At 46.1% G+C, this 20,630-nt stretch carries 16 protein-coding genes; 10 read left to right on the top strand and 6 right to left on the bottom strand.

Features of this window, described 5'->3' with window-relative positions; translation table 11 throughout:
• The first annotated feature begins 61 nt into the window (after window positions 1-61).
• Complete coding sequence (gene uidA, locus ACUTVW_RS07895) at window positions 62-1,849, top strand: beta-glucuronidase (protein WP_445645263.1); 1,788 nt, start codon at window positions 62-64, stop codon at window positions 1,847-1,849.
• A gap of 174 nt (window positions 1,850-2,023) precedes the next feature.
• Here the strand turns inward: uidA and ACUTVW_RS07890 are convergent, their stop codons facing one another.
• The 3 genes from ACUTVW_RS07890 to ACUTVW_RS07880 form a co-directional block, all read right to left on the bottom strand.
• The gene (locus ACUTVW_RS07890) at window positions 2,024-2,791 is read right to left on the bottom strand and encodes an AAA family ATPase (RefSeq protein ID WP_445645262.1); all 768 of its coding nucleotides are present in this window, start codon (window positions 2,789-2,791) and stop codon (window positions 2,024-2,026) included.
• Between the two features lie 113 nt (window positions 2,792-2,904).
• Window positions 2,905-3,426, bottom strand: coding sequence for a DinB family protein (locus ACUTVW_RS07885; protein WP_445645261.1), 522 nt, complete (start codon window positions 3,424-3,426; stop codon window positions 2,905-2,907).
• Window positions 3,427-3,885: 459 nt separating this feature from the next.
• Window positions 3,886-4,653 carry a helix-turn-helix transcriptional regulator gene (locus tag ACUTVW_RS07880; RefSeq protein WP_445645260.1) on the bottom strand — a complete coding sequence of 256 codons (768 nt, stop codon included), beginning with the start codon at window positions 4,651-4,653 and terminating at the stop codon, window positions 3,886-3,888.
• A 57-nt stretch (window positions 4,654-4,710) separates the two neighbouring features.
• Here ACUTVW_RS07880 and ACUTVW_RS07875 point away from each other — a divergent pair, with 57 nt between their 5' ends.
• A complete protein-coding gene (locus ACUTVW_RS07875; protein WP_445645259.1) occupies window positions 4,711-6,132 on the top strand; it encodes a family 43 glycosylhydrolase in 1,422 nt (473 codons plus the stop codon).
• Between the two features lie 166 nt (window positions 6,133-6,298).
• On the opposite strand, the gene ACUTVW_RS07870 is transcribed toward ACUTVW_RS07875, so the two are convergent.
• Window positions 6,299-7,222 (bottom strand): AraC family transcriptional regulator, encoded by a 924-nt coding sequence (locus ACUTVW_RS07870; protein WP_445645258.1) that lies wholly within the window; start codon window positions 7,220-7,222, stop codon window positions 6,299-6,301.
• A gap of 171 nt (window positions 7,223-7,393) precedes the next feature.
• Between ACUTVW_RS07870 and ACUTVW_RS07865 the strand changes: the two genes are divergently transcribed.
• The 4 genes from ACUTVW_RS07865 (at window position 7,394) to ACUTVW_RS07850 (ending at window position 13,528) form a co-directional block, all read left to right on the top strand.
• A complete protein-coding gene (locus tag ACUTVW_RS07865) occupies window positions 7,394-8,269 on the top strand; it encodes a fumarylacetoacetate hydrolase family protein (protein ID WP_445645257.1) in 876 nt (291 codons plus the stop codon).
• Between the two features lie 46 nt (window positions 8,270-8,315).
• A complete protein-coding gene (gene gucD, locus ACUTVW_RS07860; RefSeq protein ID WP_445645256.1) occupies window positions 8,316-9,782 on the top strand; it encodes an alpha-ketoglutaric semialdehyde dehydrogenase GucD in 1,467 nt (488 codons plus the stop codon).
• A 17-nt stretch (window positions 9,783-9,799) separates the two neighbouring features.
• Entirely contained in the window at window positions 9,800-11,860 is a 2,061-nt protein-coding gene (locus ACUTVW_RS07855; protein ID WP_445645255.1) for a YjhG/YagF family D-xylonate dehydratase, read from the top strand.
• Window positions 11,861-11,941: 81 nt separating this feature from the next.
• Window positions 11,942-13,528 carry a glycoside hydrolase family 43 protein gene (locus tag ACUTVW_RS07850; protein WP_445645254.1) on the top strand — a complete coding sequence of 529 codons (1,587 nt, stop codon included), beginning with the start codon at window positions 11,942-11,944 and terminating at the stop codon, window positions 13,526-13,528.
• Between the two features lie 70 nt (window positions 13,529-13,598).
• Here ACUTVW_RS07850 and ACUTVW_RS07845 read toward each other — a convergent pair whose 3' ends face one another.
• Entirely contained in the window at window positions 13,599-15,167 is a 1,569-nt protein-coding gene (locus tag ACUTVW_RS07845) for an FAD-dependent monooxygenase (protein WP_445645253.1), read from the bottom strand.
• Window positions 15,168-15,288: 121 nt separating this feature from the next.
• Between ACUTVW_RS07845 and ACUTVW_RS07840 the strand changes: the two genes are divergently transcribed.
• Window positions 15,289-15,948 (top strand): TetR/AcrR family transcriptional regulator, encoded by a 660-nt coding sequence (locus ACUTVW_RS07840; protein ID WP_445645252.1) that lies wholly within the window; start codon window positions 15,289-15,291, stop codon window positions 15,946-15,948.
• A gap of 46 nt (window positions 15,949-15,994) precedes the next feature.
• Window positions 15,995-16,348, top strand: coding sequence for an SH3 domain-containing protein (locus tag ACUTVW_RS07835; protein WP_445645251.1), 354 nt, complete (start codon window positions 15,995-15,997; stop codon window positions 16,346-16,348).
• Between the two features lie 93 nt (window positions 16,349-16,441).
• Here the strand turns inward: ACUTVW_RS07835 and ACUTVW_RS07830 are convergent, their stop codons facing one another.
• The gene (locus ACUTVW_RS07830) at window positions 16,442-17,332 is read right to left on the bottom strand and encodes a LysR family transcriptional regulator (protein WP_445645250.1); all 891 of its coding nucleotides are present in this window, start codon (window positions 17,330-17,332) and stop codon (window positions 16,442-16,444) included.
• A gap of 124 nt (window positions 17,333-17,456) precedes the next feature.
• Here ACUTVW_RS07830 and ACUTVW_RS07825 point away from each other — a divergent pair, with 124 nt between their 5' ends.
• Entirely contained in the window at window positions 17,457-18,635 is a 1,179-nt protein-coding gene (locus ACUTVW_RS07825) for an MFS transporter (RefSeq protein ID WP_445645249.1), read from the top strand.
• Window positions 18,636-19,006: 371 nt separating this feature from the next.
• Complete coding sequence (locus ACUTVW_RS07820) at window positions 19,007-20,599, top strand: xylulokinase (RefSeq protein WP_445645248.1); 1,593 nt, start codon at window positions 19,007-19,009, stop codon at window positions 20,597-20,599.
• The last annotated feature ends 31 nt before the right edge of the window (window positions 20,600-20,630 follow it).

Raw genomic sequence — 20,630 nt, 5'->3', positions numbered from 1 at the left:
GGTATAGAAGACAGGAGGTAGAGGAAGCGCCTATTTTATAGAGAATGAAGGAGATGTTCATATGTTATACCCTATATTGACCGAAACACGTAATCTGATCGATCTGAATGGCATTTGGAATTTCAAGCTGGATACCGGAGAGGGATTTCAGGAAAGTTGGCAAAAGGAAAAACTCCAAGATCCGATGCGCATGGCTGTCCCAGCCTCATATAACGATATCGGAGTAAGCGCCAAAATTCGTGACCATGTGGGCTGGGTATGGTACGAGCGGGAGATCACCTTGCCGAGTGTGATGAGTGAAGAGAGAGTTGTATTAAGGTTCGGCTCCGTTACTCATTTGGCCAAAGTGTATGTAAACGGGGAGTTTGTTGCCCAGCACAAAGGCGGCTTTTTACCTTTTGAAGCTGAAATAAACCGTTACTTGCACAAAGGGAAGAATCGCATAACCGTCGCTGTAAATAATATCGTGGATGAAACGACGTTACCCGTTGGCTCTGTCATTGAAAAACAACATTCTGACGGACAAAAAACGCTGCACAATCTGCCAAACTTTGATTTTTTCAACTATGCCGGTCTGCATCGCCCTGTAAAAATATATACAACACCGCAGACCTACATTAAAGATGTCTCCATTGTGACCGGACTGGATGGTCGGGTTCAGTATTCCATTGATGTGGTTGGATCTGCGTCAGTGAAAGCTAAAATTATCGATGAATCCGGCTCTTTGGTTGCAGAATCCGAAGGCGAATCAGGCACAATGATCATATCAGATGTTAGACTCTGGGAGCCGCTGAATGCCTACTTGTACACGTTGCGCGTAGAACTTGAAACCGAAGGGGAAACAATGGATGTTTATGAACAGCCATTCGGGGTGAGAAGTGTCGAAGTGAAGGAAGGCAAGTTCCTGATTAATGATAAACCCTTTTACTTCAAAGGGTATGGCAAGCATGAGGATACGGCCATTCATGGCAGAGGTTTTAATGAAGCCGCCAATGTGCTTGATTTTAATCTGATGAAATGGACAGGAGCCAACTCTTTCCGTACCGCACATTATCCGTACTCAGAAGAAGTGATGCGACTGGCAGATCGGGAAGGTTTTGTCGTGATTGATGAGGTGGCCGCGGTTGGCATGCATCTGAACATGCTGGTCGTTCATCGCGGGGGCGTGCTGAAGAATACATGGGATGAGCTTGATACGTTTGAACATCATCAGGACGTCATTCGGGAACTCATTCAGCGGGACAAAAATCACCCCTGTGTAGTTATGTGGAATATAGCTAACGAGCCTGCCTCTGAAGAAAAGGGAGCCTATGAATATTTTAAACCGTTGATTGATCTAACGAGAGAATTAGATCCACAGAAACGTCCGGTGACTATTGTTACTCAAATGGAATCCTCACCTGAGAAGGATCAGATTGCGGAGCTGTTGGATATTCTCACCTTTAACCGATATTACGGCTGGTATGTGGATGGTGGGGATCTGGATGCTGCCAAGGAAAAGCTTCGTGCTGAATTCAATGGCTGGCTTAAGCGATGCCCGAACAAACCGTTCATGATGACTGAATACGGGGCAGACACTGTCGCGGGATTACACGATGTTGAACCTGTAATGTTTACTGAGGAATACCAGGTCGAATTTTATAAAGCGAATCATGATGTATTTGATGAATTCAAACACTTTGTGGGTGAACAAGTATGGAATTTTGCTGATTTTGCCACCAGTCAGGGAATTATTCGTGTCCAGGGGAATAAAAAGGGTATTTTTACACGGGATCGCAAACCGAAAGCTATCGCACATGAACTGAAAAGACGTTGGACAACTATCCCGGATTTTTATTACAAGAGTTAAGAACGAATAAGGAATATGTACATGAAGCAATCCAAGTGATCAAGAAGTAATTAGAAGTAATTCGAGTGATCAATAAATAAGGCAGCTAATCATAATGATTAGCTGTCTCTTTTTTGGTCGAGTGGCAGTGAAAAGACTAGTTGCAGGAGCAGGCAAGAGAGGAGTTCGGTGTCCTTAATCGTCAATGTCCGGTTCTTCAAACAACTGCTGAATCATCTTATCCTTGTTATTCAAAAATTCCTTCATAATCAGGAAATGATCGGTTTCTTCCAAGGTCTGAATCTCAATTCCATTCGGTGTCAGGTTGAAAATCTGCGCATCGGGATACGCCATCAGAATGGGAGAATGGGTAGCGATGATCAATTGTGAGTTTTGTTGCACGAGTTCATGGATTCGAGTAAGCATGGCCATCTGGCGAAGCGGTGACAACGCGGCCTCTGGCTCGTCCAGAATATAAAGACCATGACCCCCAAACCGATGAATAAACGTGGAAAAAAACGACTCTCCATGGGATTGCTCATGTAACGATTTACCGCCATATGAATCCTTGATTGGAGCACCATAGGAAGGCTCACGATCCAACTCATCAATGGTTGTTGCCAGATTATAATAACTTTCAGCCCTGAAAAAGAAACCGTCCTTGGGACGCCGTGTGCCTTTGACTAATTGAACATACTCATACAAGTTGGAATGCGTGGCTCGGGTAGAGAACGTAAAGTTCATCGTGCCACCTTCGGGATTGAATCCCCATGACACAGCAATCGACTCCATTAGCGTAGACTTGCCCATCCCGTTTTCACCAACGATGTATGTCACTTTCGGATGGAACTCAAGCGTTTGTAGATTACGAATGACGGGCAAGTCAAAAGGATACTCATCGTAAGCGGCAATTTGATTGCGTTTCAGCTGTATTTGTCTCAAATAGGCTGGAGTTCCTTTCAATTCACTTCACCCCCGGAGATTAATAATACGCTTCGTCTGACCCGAAGCAATGAAGCTTCCTGTATACCCGGAATAGCATACGACATTTATTTCGTGTTGAATGACCTCACCCGTTATATCTGGACATTATAGCGATCACGAAGGATAGACAAGTGATGTAGCTCATGTCCGGTAATCACGTAAGCAATAGAGCGGGCGGAAGCCACTTGATCATTGACCAAACCTTTGCGTATCATGGCTTCGGGACTCAGACGACGAAGTAGAAGAAGCGTGGAGTGTCGTACCGCTGCATATTCTTCAGCCAGATTCACCACGGTATACGTTTCAAAAGGATGACCTGCCATAAAAATGTCCTGATCATAGCCCGGAAGTGAAGTGTTATCCCCTCTGGCGATACGAAGCAAACGGGCGCTCATAATGCGCTCATTATCAATAAGATGGCCGAAAACCTCTTTAACACTCCATTTCCCTTCACCATAACTGAAATTAACTTCTTCCTCCGATAGAGAGCGAATTGCGCTTTCTACTCGTTCAGCTTGCTTTTCCAACAATTCAACTACATTTCCTTCGGGAACAAGGTGGATATATCCTTCGTAGTATGCTGCATATTCTTCTTGATTAGGTCTTTCGTTCATGTCATATCTCCTTTGTCTGATGATTGATTTTTTTGTTTATTTTACCACTAATTTTAAAAGAATCGAAGCGGCTCGCCGCACTCGATATTATTCTAACGATCTCAGACGAGCTTATTTAACCGAAATAGGGCTTGTTGGAATTGTAACGATCACCAGAAACCCTATTTCACTCAAAACACAAAATAAACGTGGCATTTCACAGTAATTTCCGAAAATAAGCTCTCCTGTGATCGTTAGAGAATAAAAACGAATAAAATCACTCAAATAGCGTTTCTGGAGATCGTTAGAGAAAATCTGATGTTAAAAACTACTCTCATATGAGGATTGATCAATAATCGGTCAGGATAAGTCATTGTATGCATGTGGTCAAAACCTTATCTTAATAATAAGAAAGCGCTACCCATTTTACGCAGAAAAACTGGGAAACAAATACGTCTGTTTCTGAAATGCAGATGCTCATTACGACTCACTGATTGTGTTGAATCGCTTAGGCGATACACCTGTCAATTGTTTGAATTGCCGGCAGAAATGTTCGACATTACGGTACCCACACCTGTCCGCAATCTCTGCAACCGTATAGGGATGGTATCTAAGGTACTCTTTAGCCAAGCGAATTCGGCTATGGATGACATCATCTATACACGACAAACCAAATGATTTCTTATAAATAAGTTGCAAGTATCCCGGACTGATATTCATGGTTTTGGCCATTGTAGCCACAGTCCATGGATGACTTGGATTGTTGTGAATTTCTGTCCGAAGTTTCATCAGAGGATAATGTTGCGGGCCAATGTTCTCTTGACCACAAGATTCCAGCAACTTGTTAAACAACGTTCGAAGCAAATAATCTATGGATGATTCCCGGTAATCTTTCTGAAAGGAGTGCTCCGCGACAAGCAATTGAAACAGCTTATGACAATATTCGTGGTCATCTAATGGAAAAGGCTCCCCCAGCGGCAGAGAAGTATCGGTTACATACAACTCATCACTAGCAAAACGAATCCAATCGTTCATATATTGCTCTGAACAAGCGCGGTAGTATATTTTCTGATACGGCGGATACAGAACAGCACAATGGGGCGGATATTCTTCCAGCTTACCATTCACCCAGAACTGTGCTGGAGTCTGCGTAATGACCAACAGCCAGCAATCATGACCTTCGGGTATATCAAATACAAACGGACTGTGATGAGCAGCATCATATTCAACATAAAAAATAGTATTCATTTTTCATTCTTCACCTTTCTTCATAACAACATTACTTTGACAAGGGGTGCTTTTAAAATGAAAAAACAAGGTTTCAATCCCTATCTTCCATCCTGGGAATACGTCCCTGACGGAGAGCCCTACGTGTTTAACGACAGAGTATATGTCTACGGATCACATGACCGCTTTAACGGACATGTTTTTTGCCTGAATGATTATGTATGCTGGTCGGCACCGGTCGATGACCTAGGGAATTGGCGTAATGAGGGTGTTATTTATCAAAAAACAGATGATCCGCTGAACAAGGACGGTCATATGTGTCTTTATGCACCCGATGTAACATCGGGACCAGACGGTCGCTATTATTTATATTATGTACTCGATAAAGTGCCGGTGGTTTCGGTTGCTGTATGCGATACACCCGCAGGTAAATATGAATTCTATGGATATGTAAAATATACAGACGGCACCCGGCTCGGCGAACGAGAAGGGGATGAGCCGCAATTCGACCCTGGCGTGATGACAGAAGGAGATTTTACTTATCTGTATACCGGTTTCTGTGGACCGGGCGACCACTCCAGACATGGCGCAATGGCAACGGTGCTCGGTCCGGACATGCTCACGATTGTGGAAGAACCCGTATTTGTGGCACCGAGTCAACCGTATAGCGAGGGCAGCGGATATGAAGGACATGAATTTTTTGAAGCACCTTCCATTCGCAAAAGAGGAGACCTCTACTATCTGGTGTATTCCTCGGTCGTAATGCATGAACTCTGTTATGCAACCAGTACGTCTCCAACCACAGGATTCAAGTACGGAGGCGTCATTGTGAGCAACTGTGATCTCCATATCGATACGTACAAGCCAGCCGACAAACCGATGTATTATGGAGGCAACAACCACGGCAGCATCGTTGAGATCAACACGGACTGGTATATTTTCTACCACAGGCATACGAATGGAGATGCATTCAACCGACAAGGATGTATTGAAAAGATTGTTATTGAAAAAGACGGTTCCATCCCTCAAGTCGAAATGACCTCATTGGGCCTGAACGAGAGACTGCTACAAGGTAAAGGGGAGTACCCCGCTTATATTGCATGCAACCTTTTTACCCAAGATGATCAAGTGTACACCGGCGGTTTCGGTGCAGGCGCTTGGTTGGACAGCCGTTTCCCGAAAATTACACAGGATGGCCGAGACGGCGATGAAGAAACCGGATATATTACAAATATGACGGAATCAGCGACAGCGGGTTTTAAATACTTCGACTGTAACGGCATCAGCCAGGTCACAATCAAGGTACGTGGATATTGCAACGGACACTTTGAGGTGAAAACCGCATGGGATGGTCCGGTTCTAGGAACAATCCCGGTACACTTCACCAATGAATGGAAACCGTACACGGCTGCAATAAACATTCCTGACGGTAAGATGGCCTTATATTTTACATACCGTGGAACGGGAGGCGCAAGCCTGGCTTCATTTATACTGGATTAACTTAGGCACTTATAAAAATTGGCCATATTTCATTCCTTCATAACACCGCATCATAAGCGGTATAAAATGATGTACAGATTCCCTCTACGCAAAGACCAAGCAGCCACTGGTGAGGCCACTCATCTTTGAGCTGCTTTTTATGTTTCCATCGTATTTTATCGCAAACCTACACTTGTTCTCCATCTTGCGCATAGTTCATAGCGCCCAACTGGGCATGAGTGCGAAATTCGCTTGGCGCGATACCTGTCCACCGTTTAAACTGACGGCTGAAATGCGCATTCGTTTTGTACCCGAGCATCATCGCAATGTGATCCACGTTCAGATCCGTTTGTTTTAATAGCCGCTGCGCTTCATTCAGTAACGTTTCCGATAAATATTTGCGTGGTGCCTGACCATATACTTCTCGAAAAATCCGGTTGACCTGTGACGTACTCAAGTTTAATGATTTCGCAATATCCTGAATCCAGGTACGGTTATTATCCTGAATTTCACTATGTAAATGAATATATCGTACCGAGTCCTCAATGTGCTCAGCGATCTGATGGGCTACGCTCTCTTTTCTGGAAAGAGTAACGGATGCGTTATGAGATAATTGTCCTACCAGTGAACCGAGCAGCTCAAATACGGCGGCATGCACCTTCATTTGTTTGGAGGAGGACAATGAATCGGACAAATTCTCTTTGGACAGCTCATATAAGGTAGAGAGGATAGGGGATATTGCCAGTGCCAGATTCGAATTCGCCGGATAATAGGTATCTTTGCAGCGATTGAGTTCCCGACAGAAGGAAGTATCATGTACGCTGAAGTGAACCGAAAAATATGTAAACCCTTCCGGCCCCGCTCCTGTGCAGGAATGGGTCATCCCCGGACGAATGAACAGAAGATCTCCCTTGGACTGCTGATGCAGCTTTCCATTGATCACCATGCTCATCTGCCCCTCCATCATCCAGTGAATCTCATACATCGAATGCTCATGGGAGGGATACGTCCAGTTCGAATCTGCTTTTCTGGCATGCAATCCCATTAATTGAAACGACAGACGAACATCAGGCAAACGGCCTAAATACATGGCTTCTGAATGATTTGTCACAGCAGCTCAACCCCTTTTTGAACGATTCTGTGAAACGTATAAACTCATCTTAACAGAAAATCAATGCGTGAAAAGGGTAAATCATTAGAGTGATTAGAACATCGTCATGAGACATCGCTGATGCTAATGTAGAAATATCAACCCGATAGGGGAAACAGGGGGCACGCTTACATGCGAATTATTCGATTTCTGGATGGAGAACAGAAGTGGCTGGCAGCCGTTACGGATGATGAACAAGCCTATCGTTTGCCGCAGGCCGATTTCATGACCTTGATCTACCAAGCAAGAGAGCAGGACATTACGCCGGTTCAACTTGTTGAAAGCGCTTTTAAACCAACGAATAAACTGACGGATGATTGGACAACCCTGCATATTGTCAATCCCATCGAAGCCCCGGAAGTCTGGGCAGCAGGTGTGACTTATCAGCGAAGCCGGGAAGCGCGTAATTACGAAGCAACGGATGGCAAGCTGGATGCAACTACTTTTTACGATAAGGTTTATGATGCAGAGCGTCCGGAGATCTTCTTCAAATCCACAGCTGCACGTACGATTGGCCCGAATGAAGCGGTCACGCTCCGCAGCGATTCCACATGGCAGATTCCGGAGCCTGAGCTTGGCCTCGTAATTGCCGCAGATGGTAGCATTGTAGGATACATCGCAGGCAATGATATGAGCTGCCGGGATATCGAGGGGGAAAACCCGCTGTATCTGCCGCAGGCCAAAATATGGCGTAATTCCTGCTCTATCGGACCAGCAATTCGATTGGCAGAAACGGTTCAGAATCCATATGACCTTAACATTGTTTGCGAAATATACCGCAATGGAGAGGTCGTGGTGAGAAGTGATGCCAGTACGAGTGATTTAAATCGTAAGCTGGATGACCTGGTTTCCTTTTTGGCAAGAGACAATGATTTGTTTGACGGAACCGTGCTCCTGACGGGTACCAACATTGTACCGCCGAATGATTTTACATTGAAGCCAGGAGATCGCATTGAAATATCAATCAGCGGGATCGGCACACTCATTAATCCTGTTATATCCAACTAAAGTCAATCTAAATTTCCAAATGATTTATGTAGAGAGGATGAAGAAGATGAGCGCTTTTCAGGTAGAGCAGACCTATAACAACTTTATTAACGGAGAATGGGTGAAGGCCGCAACCGGCGAAACTGAATCCAGCATCAATCCGGCAAATCGAAAAGAGGTCGTGGGCAATGTACCCGCCTCAGGCATAGAGGATCTAAATCAAGCTGTAGCAGCGGCTAAAGCAGCCGCGAAGACTTGGCGGAAATTAACTGGCGCAGAACGAGGTAATTATCTTTTTCAGGCAGCCAATGTACTGGAACGCAGGGCCGAAGAGGTAGCGGAGGCCATGACGAGAGAAATGGGCAAAACCTTCCCGGAAGCTAAAGGAGAAACGATGCGCGGCGTCGCTATCTTGAGATATTACGCAGGTGAAGGCATGCGTAAAACGGGTGATGTCATTCCGTCAACAGACAGTGAAGCTTTGATGTTCACCACGCGTGTACCGCTAGGTGTTGTGGGCGTTATTGCACCGTGGAACTTCCCGGTAGCTATTCCGATCTGGAAAGCTGCACCAGCGTTGATCTACGGGAACACAGTTGTATTGAAACCTGCTCAGGAAACAGCGGTAACGGCAGCCAAGGTATTCGAATGTTTTGAAGAGGCAGGTCTCCCGGCAGGGGTTCTCAATCTTGTGTGCGGCAAAGGCTCGGTGATCGGTTCGGCACTGGCTGAACATCCAGATGTGAACGGAATTACCTTCACGGGTTCCAATGAAGTTGGTAAACGTGTCGGTGCGGCGGTACTCGCTCGAGGAGCGAAGTATCAGCTTGAGATGGGTGGCAAAAATCCGGTCATTATTGCTGCGGATGCTGACTTAGATTTGGCTGTTGAGGGAACGATCAGCGGTGGTCTGAAATCAACGGGGCAGAAATGTACAGCTACCAGCCGCGTAATTATTGAACGAAACGTATATGATGCTTTCAAAGAAAAGCTCCTGTCACAGGTTCAGGAAATTCGTTTGGGCGATGGTATGTCTGCGGGCAGCTGGATGGGCCCATGCGCTAGTGAATCACAACTTAATACCGTGCTGAGTTACATTCAAAAGGGACATGACGAAGGTGCCGTGCTGCTAGCTGGAGGAAACAGACCGGACAGTGCTGAGCTTGCAGAAGGATTTTATGTACAGCCGACGGTATTTGAAGGTGTCGAACCGCATATGGCCATAGCTCGGGAAGAAATATTTGGCCCTGTTCTGGCCTTGATGCCTGTAGATTCCATTGAAGAAGCTATAGCGCTGGCCAATGACAGTGACTATGGATTGAGTGCTTCGATCTATACGCAAAATGTGGGTTCTATGCTTTCGTTTATCCGGGATATGGATGCCGGACTTGTGAGAATTAACGCGGAAACTGCTGGTGTAGAACTGCAGGCTCCGTTTGGCGGAATGAAAATGTCCAGTTCTCATTCCAGAGAGCAAGGACAGGCAGCTATTGAATTTTTCACCGCAATCAAAACAGTCTTCGTGAAGTCATAAACTGCGTGGAGGGTGTCATGTACGAACAGATCTTAACCATTATGGGTGAAAATTCGCCTGATATGAGCAACAAAGCGTCTAAATCAGGGGACAAGGTAGCTGGTCCGAAGGAATGGACTTCTGATCATGGACAAAGGCAGTCTAATCTCTTCGAGATCAAAGCCCATGCTCCCGGGGTAGAAGGACGTCTGCCGTTAACCGATGATTTGCTGCGAAATGCGCCAAGTGGCGATTTGTTCGGTATGTCCCAGAATGTCGGTATGGGTTGGAAGCCTGGAGAATTAAACGGAAAGCAGTATCTGATCTTAAGTACGCAAGGCGGCATTCGTAACGAGGACGGCAGTCCCACTGCGCTCGGTTATCATACGGGTCACTGGGAGGTGGGACTCCTGATGAAAGCTGCGGCAGATGAGTTATCCAGCCGTGGGGGAATTCCGTTTGCCGGTTATGTCAGCGACCCCTGTGACGGCAGATCGCAAGGAACAACCGGCATGTTCGACTCGTTACCGTACAGAAACGATGCGGCGATGGTTTTCCGCAGATTGATTCGTTCTTTGCCCACCCGCAAAGGTGTGCTTGGTGTTGCAACATGTGACAAGGGACTGCCCGCCATGATGCTTGCCCTCGCAGGTATGCCGCAGTTGCCAGGCGTTATTGTTCCCGGCGGTGTCACTCTTCCGCCTACGGATGGGGAAGATGCAGGCAAGATTCAGACCATTGGTGCAAGGTACTCGAATGGAGAGCTTTCCCTGGAAATGGCATCGGAGTTAGGTTGCCGCGCGTGTGCGACACCAGGTGGAGGCTGTCAGTTTCTGGGGACAGCGGCAACCGCGCAGGTTGTAGCTGAGGCGCTAGGCATGACCGTTCCTCATGCTGCTCTGGCACCTTCGGGGCAACCGATTTGGATCGAGATGGCACGTCAATCCTCGCGTGCACTGATTCAAATGGAGACTCAAGGGATGAGAATGGCCGACATTATCACCGATGCGTCGATTCGCAATGCCATGGTTGTACATGCGGCCTTCGGTGGATCTACCAATCTGCTTCTTCATATCCCGGCCATTGCCCATGCGGCAGGTTTAACACTGCCCAATGTACAGGACTGGATTCAGGTCAATAAAAATGTCCCGAGACTCGTGAGTGCGCTGCCGAACGGTCCTATCTTTTATCCAACGATTCGGGTGTTTCAAGCTGGCGGTGTGCCAGAAGTGATGCTTCACCTCCGACGTCTTGGTTTGTTGGATGAGACTGTGAAGACAGTAACCGGCACAACTTTGGCTCACGTACTGGATTGGTGGGAGTCATCGGAGCGCCGGCAGGTTATGCGAAAACAATTGCAGGAGAGGGACGGAATCGATCCGGATAGTGTCATTATGAGTGCAGAGCACTCCCAGCGCCTGGGTATTTCCTCCACCGTCACATTTCCAACGGGCAATATTGCTCCGGAAGGCTCTGTTATCAAATCAACATCCATTGATCCGGATGTACTCGATGAAAATGGCATATATCGTCACCGGGGGACAGCCAAGGTGTTTACTACCGAACGTGAAGCGATTCGAGCGATCAAAACAGGGGGGATCCTCGCCGGTGACATCATCGTCCTCCTCGGACGTGGGCCATCCGGGACGGGGATGGAGGAAACGTATCAGCTTACCTCTGCACTTAAACATCTGTCTTTTGGAAAATATGTTTCGCTCATTACTGATGCCCGCTTCTCTGGTGTATCCACCGGTGCATGCATAGGTCATGTTGGCCCCGAAGCGCTGGCTGGCGGACCGATCGGCAAGTTGCGAGATGGGGATTTGATTAACATTATCGTGGATCGGAGTACGCTGGAGGGAAGTGTTAATTTTGTCGGAAAAGAAGGGATGGAGGTTTCTCCTGAAGAGGGGGCTCTCATCTTGGCACAGAGATCTTTTCATCCAGACATGCGTCCAGATGAAGCTCTGCCGGATGATACACGCTTATGGGCAGCGCTGCAATCCGTCAGTGGAGGCACCTGGAGAGGGAACATATATGATGTTGACCGCATCATAACTGCACTTGAGGCTGGAAAAAAGGCGCTTGGTTGGAACTGAGGCCCTGAAATCAACCTGTACTTTTACGATGTGCTAGCCAGCAATGTTTTATAGCTATTAATTTTACCGGAGGTTGCTTTCATGAATACAACCACAACCATGATTACCAATCCCATTCTAACCGGCTTTCATCCCGATCCTTCCATATGCCGGGCAGGAGAAGATTATTATATCGCTACTTCCACCTTCGAGTGGTTCCCAGGAGTACGCATTCACCACTCCAAAGATTTGGTTCATTGGCGTGCGGTACCTTCACCATTGACTCGAATATCCCAGTTAAACATGGAGGGCAATATTAACTCCGGAGGCGTCTGGGCGCCTTGTCTAAGTTATGATAACGGTGTGTTTTATCTGATATATACCGATGTGAAGAGTAGGATCGGTGCTTTTAAAGATACTCACAACTACCTCGTGGCTGCAACAAATATCGAAGGCCCATGGTCTGAACCAATCTATCTGAATAGCAGCGGCTTTGATCCTTCTCTGTTTCATGATGAAGATGGACGTAAGTGGCTGGTAAACATGATTTGGGATCACCGTAAGGGCAAAAACCGCTTTGCAGGTATTGTACTTCAGGAGTATTCGGTTCAGGAGCAAAAGCTGGTCGGAACTGCTATCAACATTTTTAAAGGAACAGAACTGGGACTGACAGAGGCACCACATCTGTATAAACACAACGATTATTATTATTTAGTTACAGCTGAAGGCGGAACGGGTTATGAGCATGCGGTGACGGTTGCCCGTTCACGTACATTACAAGGTCCATATGAGGTTGATCCGAGCAATCCGATGCTCACTTCAGAAGGCAGGCCGGATTTAGCGCTGCAAAAGGCGGGACACGGAAGTCTCGTTGAGACGCATACGGGCGAATGGTATATGGCACATCTGCTAGGCAGACCTGTTCAGGAGAAACACTGTATCCTTGGACGTGAGACGGCTCTCCAGCATTGCATCTGGAGTGAAGACGGATGGTTGAGACTTGCCAGCGGGGCGCGATATCCGGAGCTTCAGGTGACTGCGCCGAAAATTAAACCTCAACCGTTTGAACTGGCAGGGGAAATAGATCACTTTGATCAAGCCGAGCTTGGTAACGACTGGAACACCCTTCGTATCCCACCAGACGCATCTTGGCTTACACTGACAGAACGTCCTGGTTATTTACGTTTATATGGCATGGAATCTATGAGTTCAACTCATAGACAAAGCATGCTTGCTCGCAGACTGCAGGATTTTGAGTGTGAAGCCGAAACGTGCCTGGAATTCGCACCGGATCATCCACAGCAGATGGCAGGACTGATTCTCTATTACGACACGCAGGACTATCTCTACCTAAGAGTAACGTTTCATGAAGAAAAGGGATTGTGCCTTGGCATCATCCATTCCAAGTATGGGGTATATGATGAACTTGTGGAGGATATTCCATTGCAATCCGGGAGTCGTATTCGCTTAAAAGCCGTGATTCAGCATGATCGTGCTTGCTTTTATTATGCGATAAACGGTGATTCGTCATGGATTCAGGTAGGGGAGTGGACAGATATTACCCATCTATGTGATGAATCCCCGGAATACATCCGGTTCACCGGAACCTATATTGGTCTCTGTGTGCAGGATCTCGGCGGTACCCGTAGGCATGCTGACTTTGACTATTTTCGTTATTCCACATCATAAAAAATGATGAAGATGGCTCCTGTTTTCACGGGGGCCATCTTTAAGCTTCCGACATATAACCTAGTTTTAATTAGTTCGCGCGATAAATAGAGTTCAGGTATTGTAGAATCAATGCGCTGTCCTCCATGGAAGTACGTAATGCGATGTATCCGTCGGGACGAACCAATATAAGCGTTTCGCTCGTAACATCGTACATTTGATAGGCATTACCTGCCGTGTCAATGATACATTCTTCTCCTTCCACAGGTGACGGCACAATGCAATGCGTGTGGAGTTTATCAAAAGTGAAGTCTAGGAGAGAAAGGTGATCTGTACCGTTTACAAAAGCTAAAAGAGTCCAGTGCGGGCCGCGCAACAGGTCAAAGACATCTCCTGTGAACTCAGCACCTTGCAGGCCCTCGGCATTAGGAGCACGATCTCCGGGCATTAAACGGGTAACATTGGGTTGAAGAGAGGGGCGGGTAAGAGAACTTGAGTGATAAGAAATAAGAAGCCCGCTCGTTAGATCATCGGATACGTTGCTCAAAGATTGGGATAATGCTCCACGTTCAGTCGCTGTCCCTAAGATTGCTCCCATTTTTTTTGTGCTATCCTCAAGCACCACTTGAGCCACGGGACGACGTTCTTCATCATAGGTGTCCAGCAGGGTGGGATTTGCTCCGCGTATGACGGATTCTAGTTTCCATCCTAGGTTGTAAGCGTCCTGTATCCCGGTATTCATGCCTTGCCCTCCGGCTGGTGAGTGAACATGCGCGGCATCGCCGGCAAGAAAAACCCGACCGCTGCGGTAAGATTCAACCATTCGCACGTTGATCCGGTAGATAGATAGCCAGGAGGCATCCATAATCCGAACATAACCAGCACTTGCCCGTCGGTTAAACAACTCCTGATACACCTCTAAAGACGGCTTTTCCGGTTCCTTGATATCGGACGGAATGGTAGCTTGCAGTTGCCAAATGTCGGATTTAGGTAATGGTGTCACTCCGACCATCCCCTCCGGAGAAGTCCAGATATGGATATGATCACGATCCAATCCTTCCAAACGCACATCGCCAAGATACCACCGTTCATGATCGTGTGTCTTCCCAACCAACGGAAGTTGGATAAACTTGCGAATATTACTTTTTCCACCATCAGCGCCAACCACATAACGGGCATGAATTTGCTCTTTTCCTTCTGGTGTATTCACCGTTACCTTTACACCCTCCAAGTCTTGAACAAGTCCTACTGCTTCCATATCCAGCTCAACTTTACCACCAAACATTGTATATTGGTCACGTAATGCCTTTTCCACATCAAATTGAGCAATCCAGACCGGATCTGGATAGGGGGATCCCAGTTCAGCGCTGGCCGTAATGGTAATAGAAGGCTTAACCATACTTTTGCCATCCTCAGTATAATAGCGCACGGGTAAATCCACGACACCTGTGTCCATAATGTAACGAACGGCTTCCAAATCATCAACGACTTCAAGCGAACGGGGCTGAATTCCTTTGGCACGAGATGCTACGTTATACGACGTGCTTCGTTCGATAATCCGATGTTCTACGTTTCGACGGGCAAGGTCGCAGGCAAGTGTCAGCCCTGTAGGCCCAGCCCCGACAATAAGAACATCAACCAAAGACTGTGGCGTGTTCATAAGTTAATTCCTCCTTGATCATGGATTTGGATAGGTTACATAAACTAAACTATACCGTGCAGTGTAGTTTGTAAAGAGGAACTCATTTTTGATAGTATAGTCATAGGGGGGAAGCTTAAGGATGAATACGACGGAAATCAAAAAAGTCCGCAAAGGCTCTTCTGACAAAAGAGCTAAAATTATGGCGGCGGCACGAGATTTGTTTCTCTCGGAAGGGTTTGATCGTTCCAGTGTTGATGCGGTCGCAGCTAAAGCGGGCGTTTCCAAACGGACCGTTTATGATTATTATGGTGACAAACAGAACTTACTGCTTGCTGTTGTAGAAGAAACCAGCGGGGCCGTTTTGGACATGATCAAACAAGGGATATCAGACTACCTCTCGGAGTTCGAGGATTTGGAGCAGGCTCTTATTTTGTTCTGTGAACAATTCGTAGTTTCTGCGAACGGTTCTTCTGATTACAGTGCTTTGATCCGTCTGGTTACGATGGAAGAAGCCAACCTACCCATCTCTTTTTTAGAAAATTTAGACAACTCAACAGAAGAGAGGCTGATCAGGAGATTTACCGAGTTTGGAGAAAACGGACTGCTTAATGTGCCCGATCCTGAACTGGCTACAAAGCATTTCGCCGCATTAACGTTTTTAATGGTATTTAATCAACCGACAAAGATCGGAAATTTGCACAATGAACAAACCAAACGAATCATCACCGAAGGGGTACGTGCTTTCCTTCGCGCCTATGGACAACGCGCCATTTATCACAAAAATGAAGAATTGTCCTGATCGTTGGTTTCACTTCTTCAAGAACTACATTCTGGAGGGATTACATATGAAGCAATACAAGGTAATTCACCCGCATCAGTCGAATTATCCAGACCCTATTGTATTGGCTAAGGGAGATATTGTTCATTACGGAGAGGAAGATACTGAATTTCCGAACTGGATTTTTTGTGAATCTATTGAATCTAAAAAGCGTGGTTGGGTGCCGAAGCAAATACTGAGCACACCGAATGAAGAACGAATGGCAAAAGTAAAGGAGGACTACGTTGCATACGAATTGAACGTGACTCCTGGTATGATCGTCCAGAAAGAACTTGAGCTGAACGAATGGAGTCTTGTGCACACGACTGAAGGTGAGAAGGGGTGGGTACCTAATAAAGTCATCACCCCATTAAAACAGTGACAATCAGCTTCTTTTCTATGATTAGAATGGATTACTGACGCATATTTAACCATTCTGATTGCAAAATCGTGTATTGAAACTCATAAATAAACCTCAGTTCGTTTTTGATTTAAAAAACTCGATCAACCATTCCGCTAGCTGCTGCTGCGCTTTACTGATGAACCGATCAGCGTAATATGTCAGCTCCATGTGCCGAACAGGTGCGTCCCCCGCAATAGGTATCGTTACAATATCTTCCCAACCCGAATGCTGCTTTAACAGTTCTTTCGGCTGGATTGTCGCACCAATGCCAGCCGCTACGAGCTGCAGTAGGGAGGATGCGGAACCAGCTTCCATAACTGTAGTTAACTCCAAGCCTTGTTCCCGGAAAACCTCATCCACCAAATCTCTGCCTATATAGCCTTTGGGGTACATGACCAGCGCAAGCTGCGTCAATTCTTCGAGGGTTATTTCATGTCTTTTCGCAAGATCACTCGATGAATGAACAAACAGTTCATAAGGCTCGCTCCCCAAAGGGATCTGCACCAGCCGTTTATCCTTAGGCCCACGTAGCCCAATGCCAAGATCCACTTTATGTGTTAATACTTCGTCTCGTACATAGATCGTTGAGAAAGCCTGCAGTTTGGTGTCCGGGTACCTTGTCTTAAATTCTACAAACAGCGGAACGAGTTGAAAATCAAGATCAGAGGGTAACACAGCGAGTCGAACCGTTCCGCGCTTCTCCGATCGCAGCTCTTGAATCGCACTTTTTGCATCCATTTCAGCCTGAATCATTTTCATGCCGTATTGATGGAGCAACCTTCCAGCCTCGGTTGCGACGACTTTTTTGCCAATTCTATCAAAAAGAGGCATACCCACTTCCGCCTCCAGCAGACGGATCTGCTGACTAAGCGTAGGCTGCGAAATGCCTAGAATCTCTGCGGCTTTTGTGAAGTGAAGATGCTCAAAGACCGTCATAAAATACGTTATATTTCGAGTATCCATCTTTTCTCCTCCGCATAAATGATAGTATTTTACTATCATAATAATACGAATTATTGGATTGATCAATGAATAGAGCAGCTTTATACTCATATTTAATTCAACAAGATTCAGGAGGAAAAGAACCATGAAAAAAACATTATATTTATTCGCTCTATTTATTGCGGCATTGAACCTACGACCCATCATTACTTCCGTAGCATCCATGATGAGCATGATTCAAACCGAGTTAGGTATAAGCGCATTAACAGCAAGCCTTCTGACCACACTGCCTGTCCTGTGTATGGGATTGTTTGCTCCCATCGCCACCACGTTAAGTCAGCGTCTCGGTTTGGAGCGAACTATTTTTATTTCGCTTCTTCTCATTACACTCGCGACTGCACTCCGCAGTGTAGATCCGTCTGTTACTATTTTGATCGTTACCGCGTTGGTAGGTGGGATGGGTATTAGTCTTGCCGGGCCATTGTTGTCCAGCTTTATTAAAAAGTATTTCCCGGCAAACCCCGGCATAGTAAGTATTTACTCCGTATCCATGACAATTGGAGCGGCCCTGGCATCGGGGTTGACCATTCCGATTTACACACAACGTCAGCATAATCTTTCATTTGCTTTGTCCTGTTGGGCTATTTTGGGGATCGTTGCTGTATTCTTCTGGATTGGACTGATTCGAAAAAACAAACCCTCCAGCAGCAGATCACAACGCGTTAAACTGCCTCTGGGTAATAAAAAAGCGATTCAATTCACTTTGTTTTTTGGCTTCATGGCCAGCATGTTCTATAGCTTGACAGCTTGGATTTCGCCAATCGCTCTTAGCTTCGGATACAGCGCACCAAACGCAGCGTTGCTTCTGACCGTGTTTACATTGATTCAAGTTCCTGTCGCATTACTGATTCCGAATCTTGTAAACCGTTCAGGCAAGATCAAACTATGGCTTGTCTTGTGTAGTGTTTCTGAACTCATCGGTTTAGTGTTACTCTTGTCTCCTGTACCCATGCTTCCAGCCGTGATTTTTCTCGGTATCGGGGCTGGTGGATTGTTTCCGCTAGCATTGATGCTACCCATTATGGCAACAAATACGGCCGAGGAAGCAGGATCGTGGTCAGCGATGTCACAGATGGGAGGTTATATCATGGGAGCCTTCGGTCCACTTGTTATTGGATGGATCTTTGATCTCAGCGGACGGTTTAACGTATCCATTATTGCCATGCTGATCATTGTACTGCTAATGATTAGTGTACAGCTGTCCATGAACTTGGGAAGAAAAGCTGTTGGAGCTCCTAAGGGGAATGAAGCGCGAAAAAGCTGATAAGCGAAGTGACCAAAGCCAGGTCAGATCATTCAGCAAGAACGCTTAAGTTGTTACCAATCCTACACAAATTCACAATACAAATCGCCGCAGAACGAATCTTGAATCTCTGTTATCAGAAAAGAAGGGTGCAGGATTAGGCTCATCCGTGCCTGTTCATGATTACTCCATAAATTAAAAATAATCGAATTTTATGAGACATTTCTTAGTTTGATTTGCCCAAAATGCTGCTTTCTATCCATTTTAGGCAGGTGAGAACTGGGGATGTCTTTTTGCTTCTCATTGGCGATACTTAGTTTATCCAATATACAAAGTGTTGTAAACATGTTATTATCACACCAAGTTCAAGTAAAAGGTGGTGCAGAGCCATAATGGATCAATATCTCAAACGAGCGATTGTCAGCGGAGAAACCTCGCTTGGCATTGAATTTGGATCAACCCGGATCAAGGCTGTTCTGATCAATAACAAATTTGACATCATTGCTTCCAGCAGCTACGAATGGGAAAATCAATGGAACAATCAATACTGGACTTATCATCTTGATGAGATGATTCAAGGGTTGCAAGAAGTGTACGCCAAACTGAAACAGCAGGTTATGATGCATTATGAAGTAACGCTGAGCAGCATAGGCTCCATCGGACTATCCGGCATGATGCAGGGTTATCTTGTTTTGGACAGCATGGGAGAATTGTTAGTTCCATTTCGTACTTGGCGTAATATCGCAACGAGTCCTGCAGCAGCATTCTTAACCAGGGAGTTCCAATATAAAATTCCGGAGCGATGGAGTATTGCGCATCTGTACCAAGCCGTCTTAAACAATGAAGAACATGTAAGGAAGATTAACTATATGACAACCTTGTCGGGTTATATGCATTTTCTTCTAACAGGCAATAAAGCGCTTGGTGTAGGGGATGCTTCGGGGATATTTCCGATCAATAGGATGACCAGAGGATACAATGAAGAGATGATTGAGCAGTTCAACGAATTCATTAGCCATAAAGATTATCCATGGAAACTTGAAGATCTTTTACCTTCTGTTTATTCGGCTGGTGAACGTGCAGGCTATCTTCATGAAGCCGGTGCACGTCTCATCGACCCGTCTGGCGAACTACAAGCCGGTATTCCGTTCTGCCCTCCGGAAGGGGATGCGGGAACAGGCATGGTAGCTACGAATAGTATCCATACAAGTAGCGGCAGTCTATCCGCAGGAACATCTATTTTTGCTATGATTGTTCTGGATAACGATATAGGGGTGTATCCCGAGATTGACATTGTGACTACACCGGATGGAAGTCCTGTTGGTATGGTTCTTGCCAACAATTGCACTAGTGATATCAATGCATGGATCAGAATTTTTCATGAGTTTTATGAAGCATTGGGATATAAAGCTGACGCCAGTCACTTGTTCCATGTTCTGTTTAATAAAGCGCTCGAAGCAGACCCGGATGGCGGCGGTTTGCTAAGTTACGGTTACTATTCGGGAGAGAAAATTACCGGTATGACTCAAGGGCGTCCGTTATTTGTTCGTTCTCCAGAGAGCCGCTTTACACTCGCTAATTTTATGAGGACGCATCTGTTCAGTGCGTTTGGTACATTAAGGCTCGGGATGGACATTTTAACGCAGAGGGAGAATGTAAAGGTTGACCAGATCTTGGCACATGGCGGACTATTCAAGACGCCCTTCGTTGGCCAGAAAATGTGTGCGGCTGCACTTAACGTTCCCGTATCTGTCATGCCGACTGCTGGTGAGGGTGGTGCATGGGGTATAGCCATACTAGCTTCCTATATGGTTTGTAAGGAGAACAACGAAAGTTTGACAGATTACCTCCATCTGAAAGTATTTAAAGACGTCGAAGCCCTGAAGATTGATCCGGACATTTCTGATGTGAGCGGGTTCAACCGGTTTATGGAAAGGTACACGAAAGGAATAGCCATTGAGCAAGCAGCGGCCGATCATTTATAGAAAAGAGATGAAATCCATTGACTGAATTCGT

The sequence above is a fragment of the Paenibacillus sp. TSA_86.1 genome (genome assembly GCF_052691815.1).
Note: the sequence above shows the minus strand (reverse complement) of the source record. Positions and strands in the feature narration are given on the sequence as shown.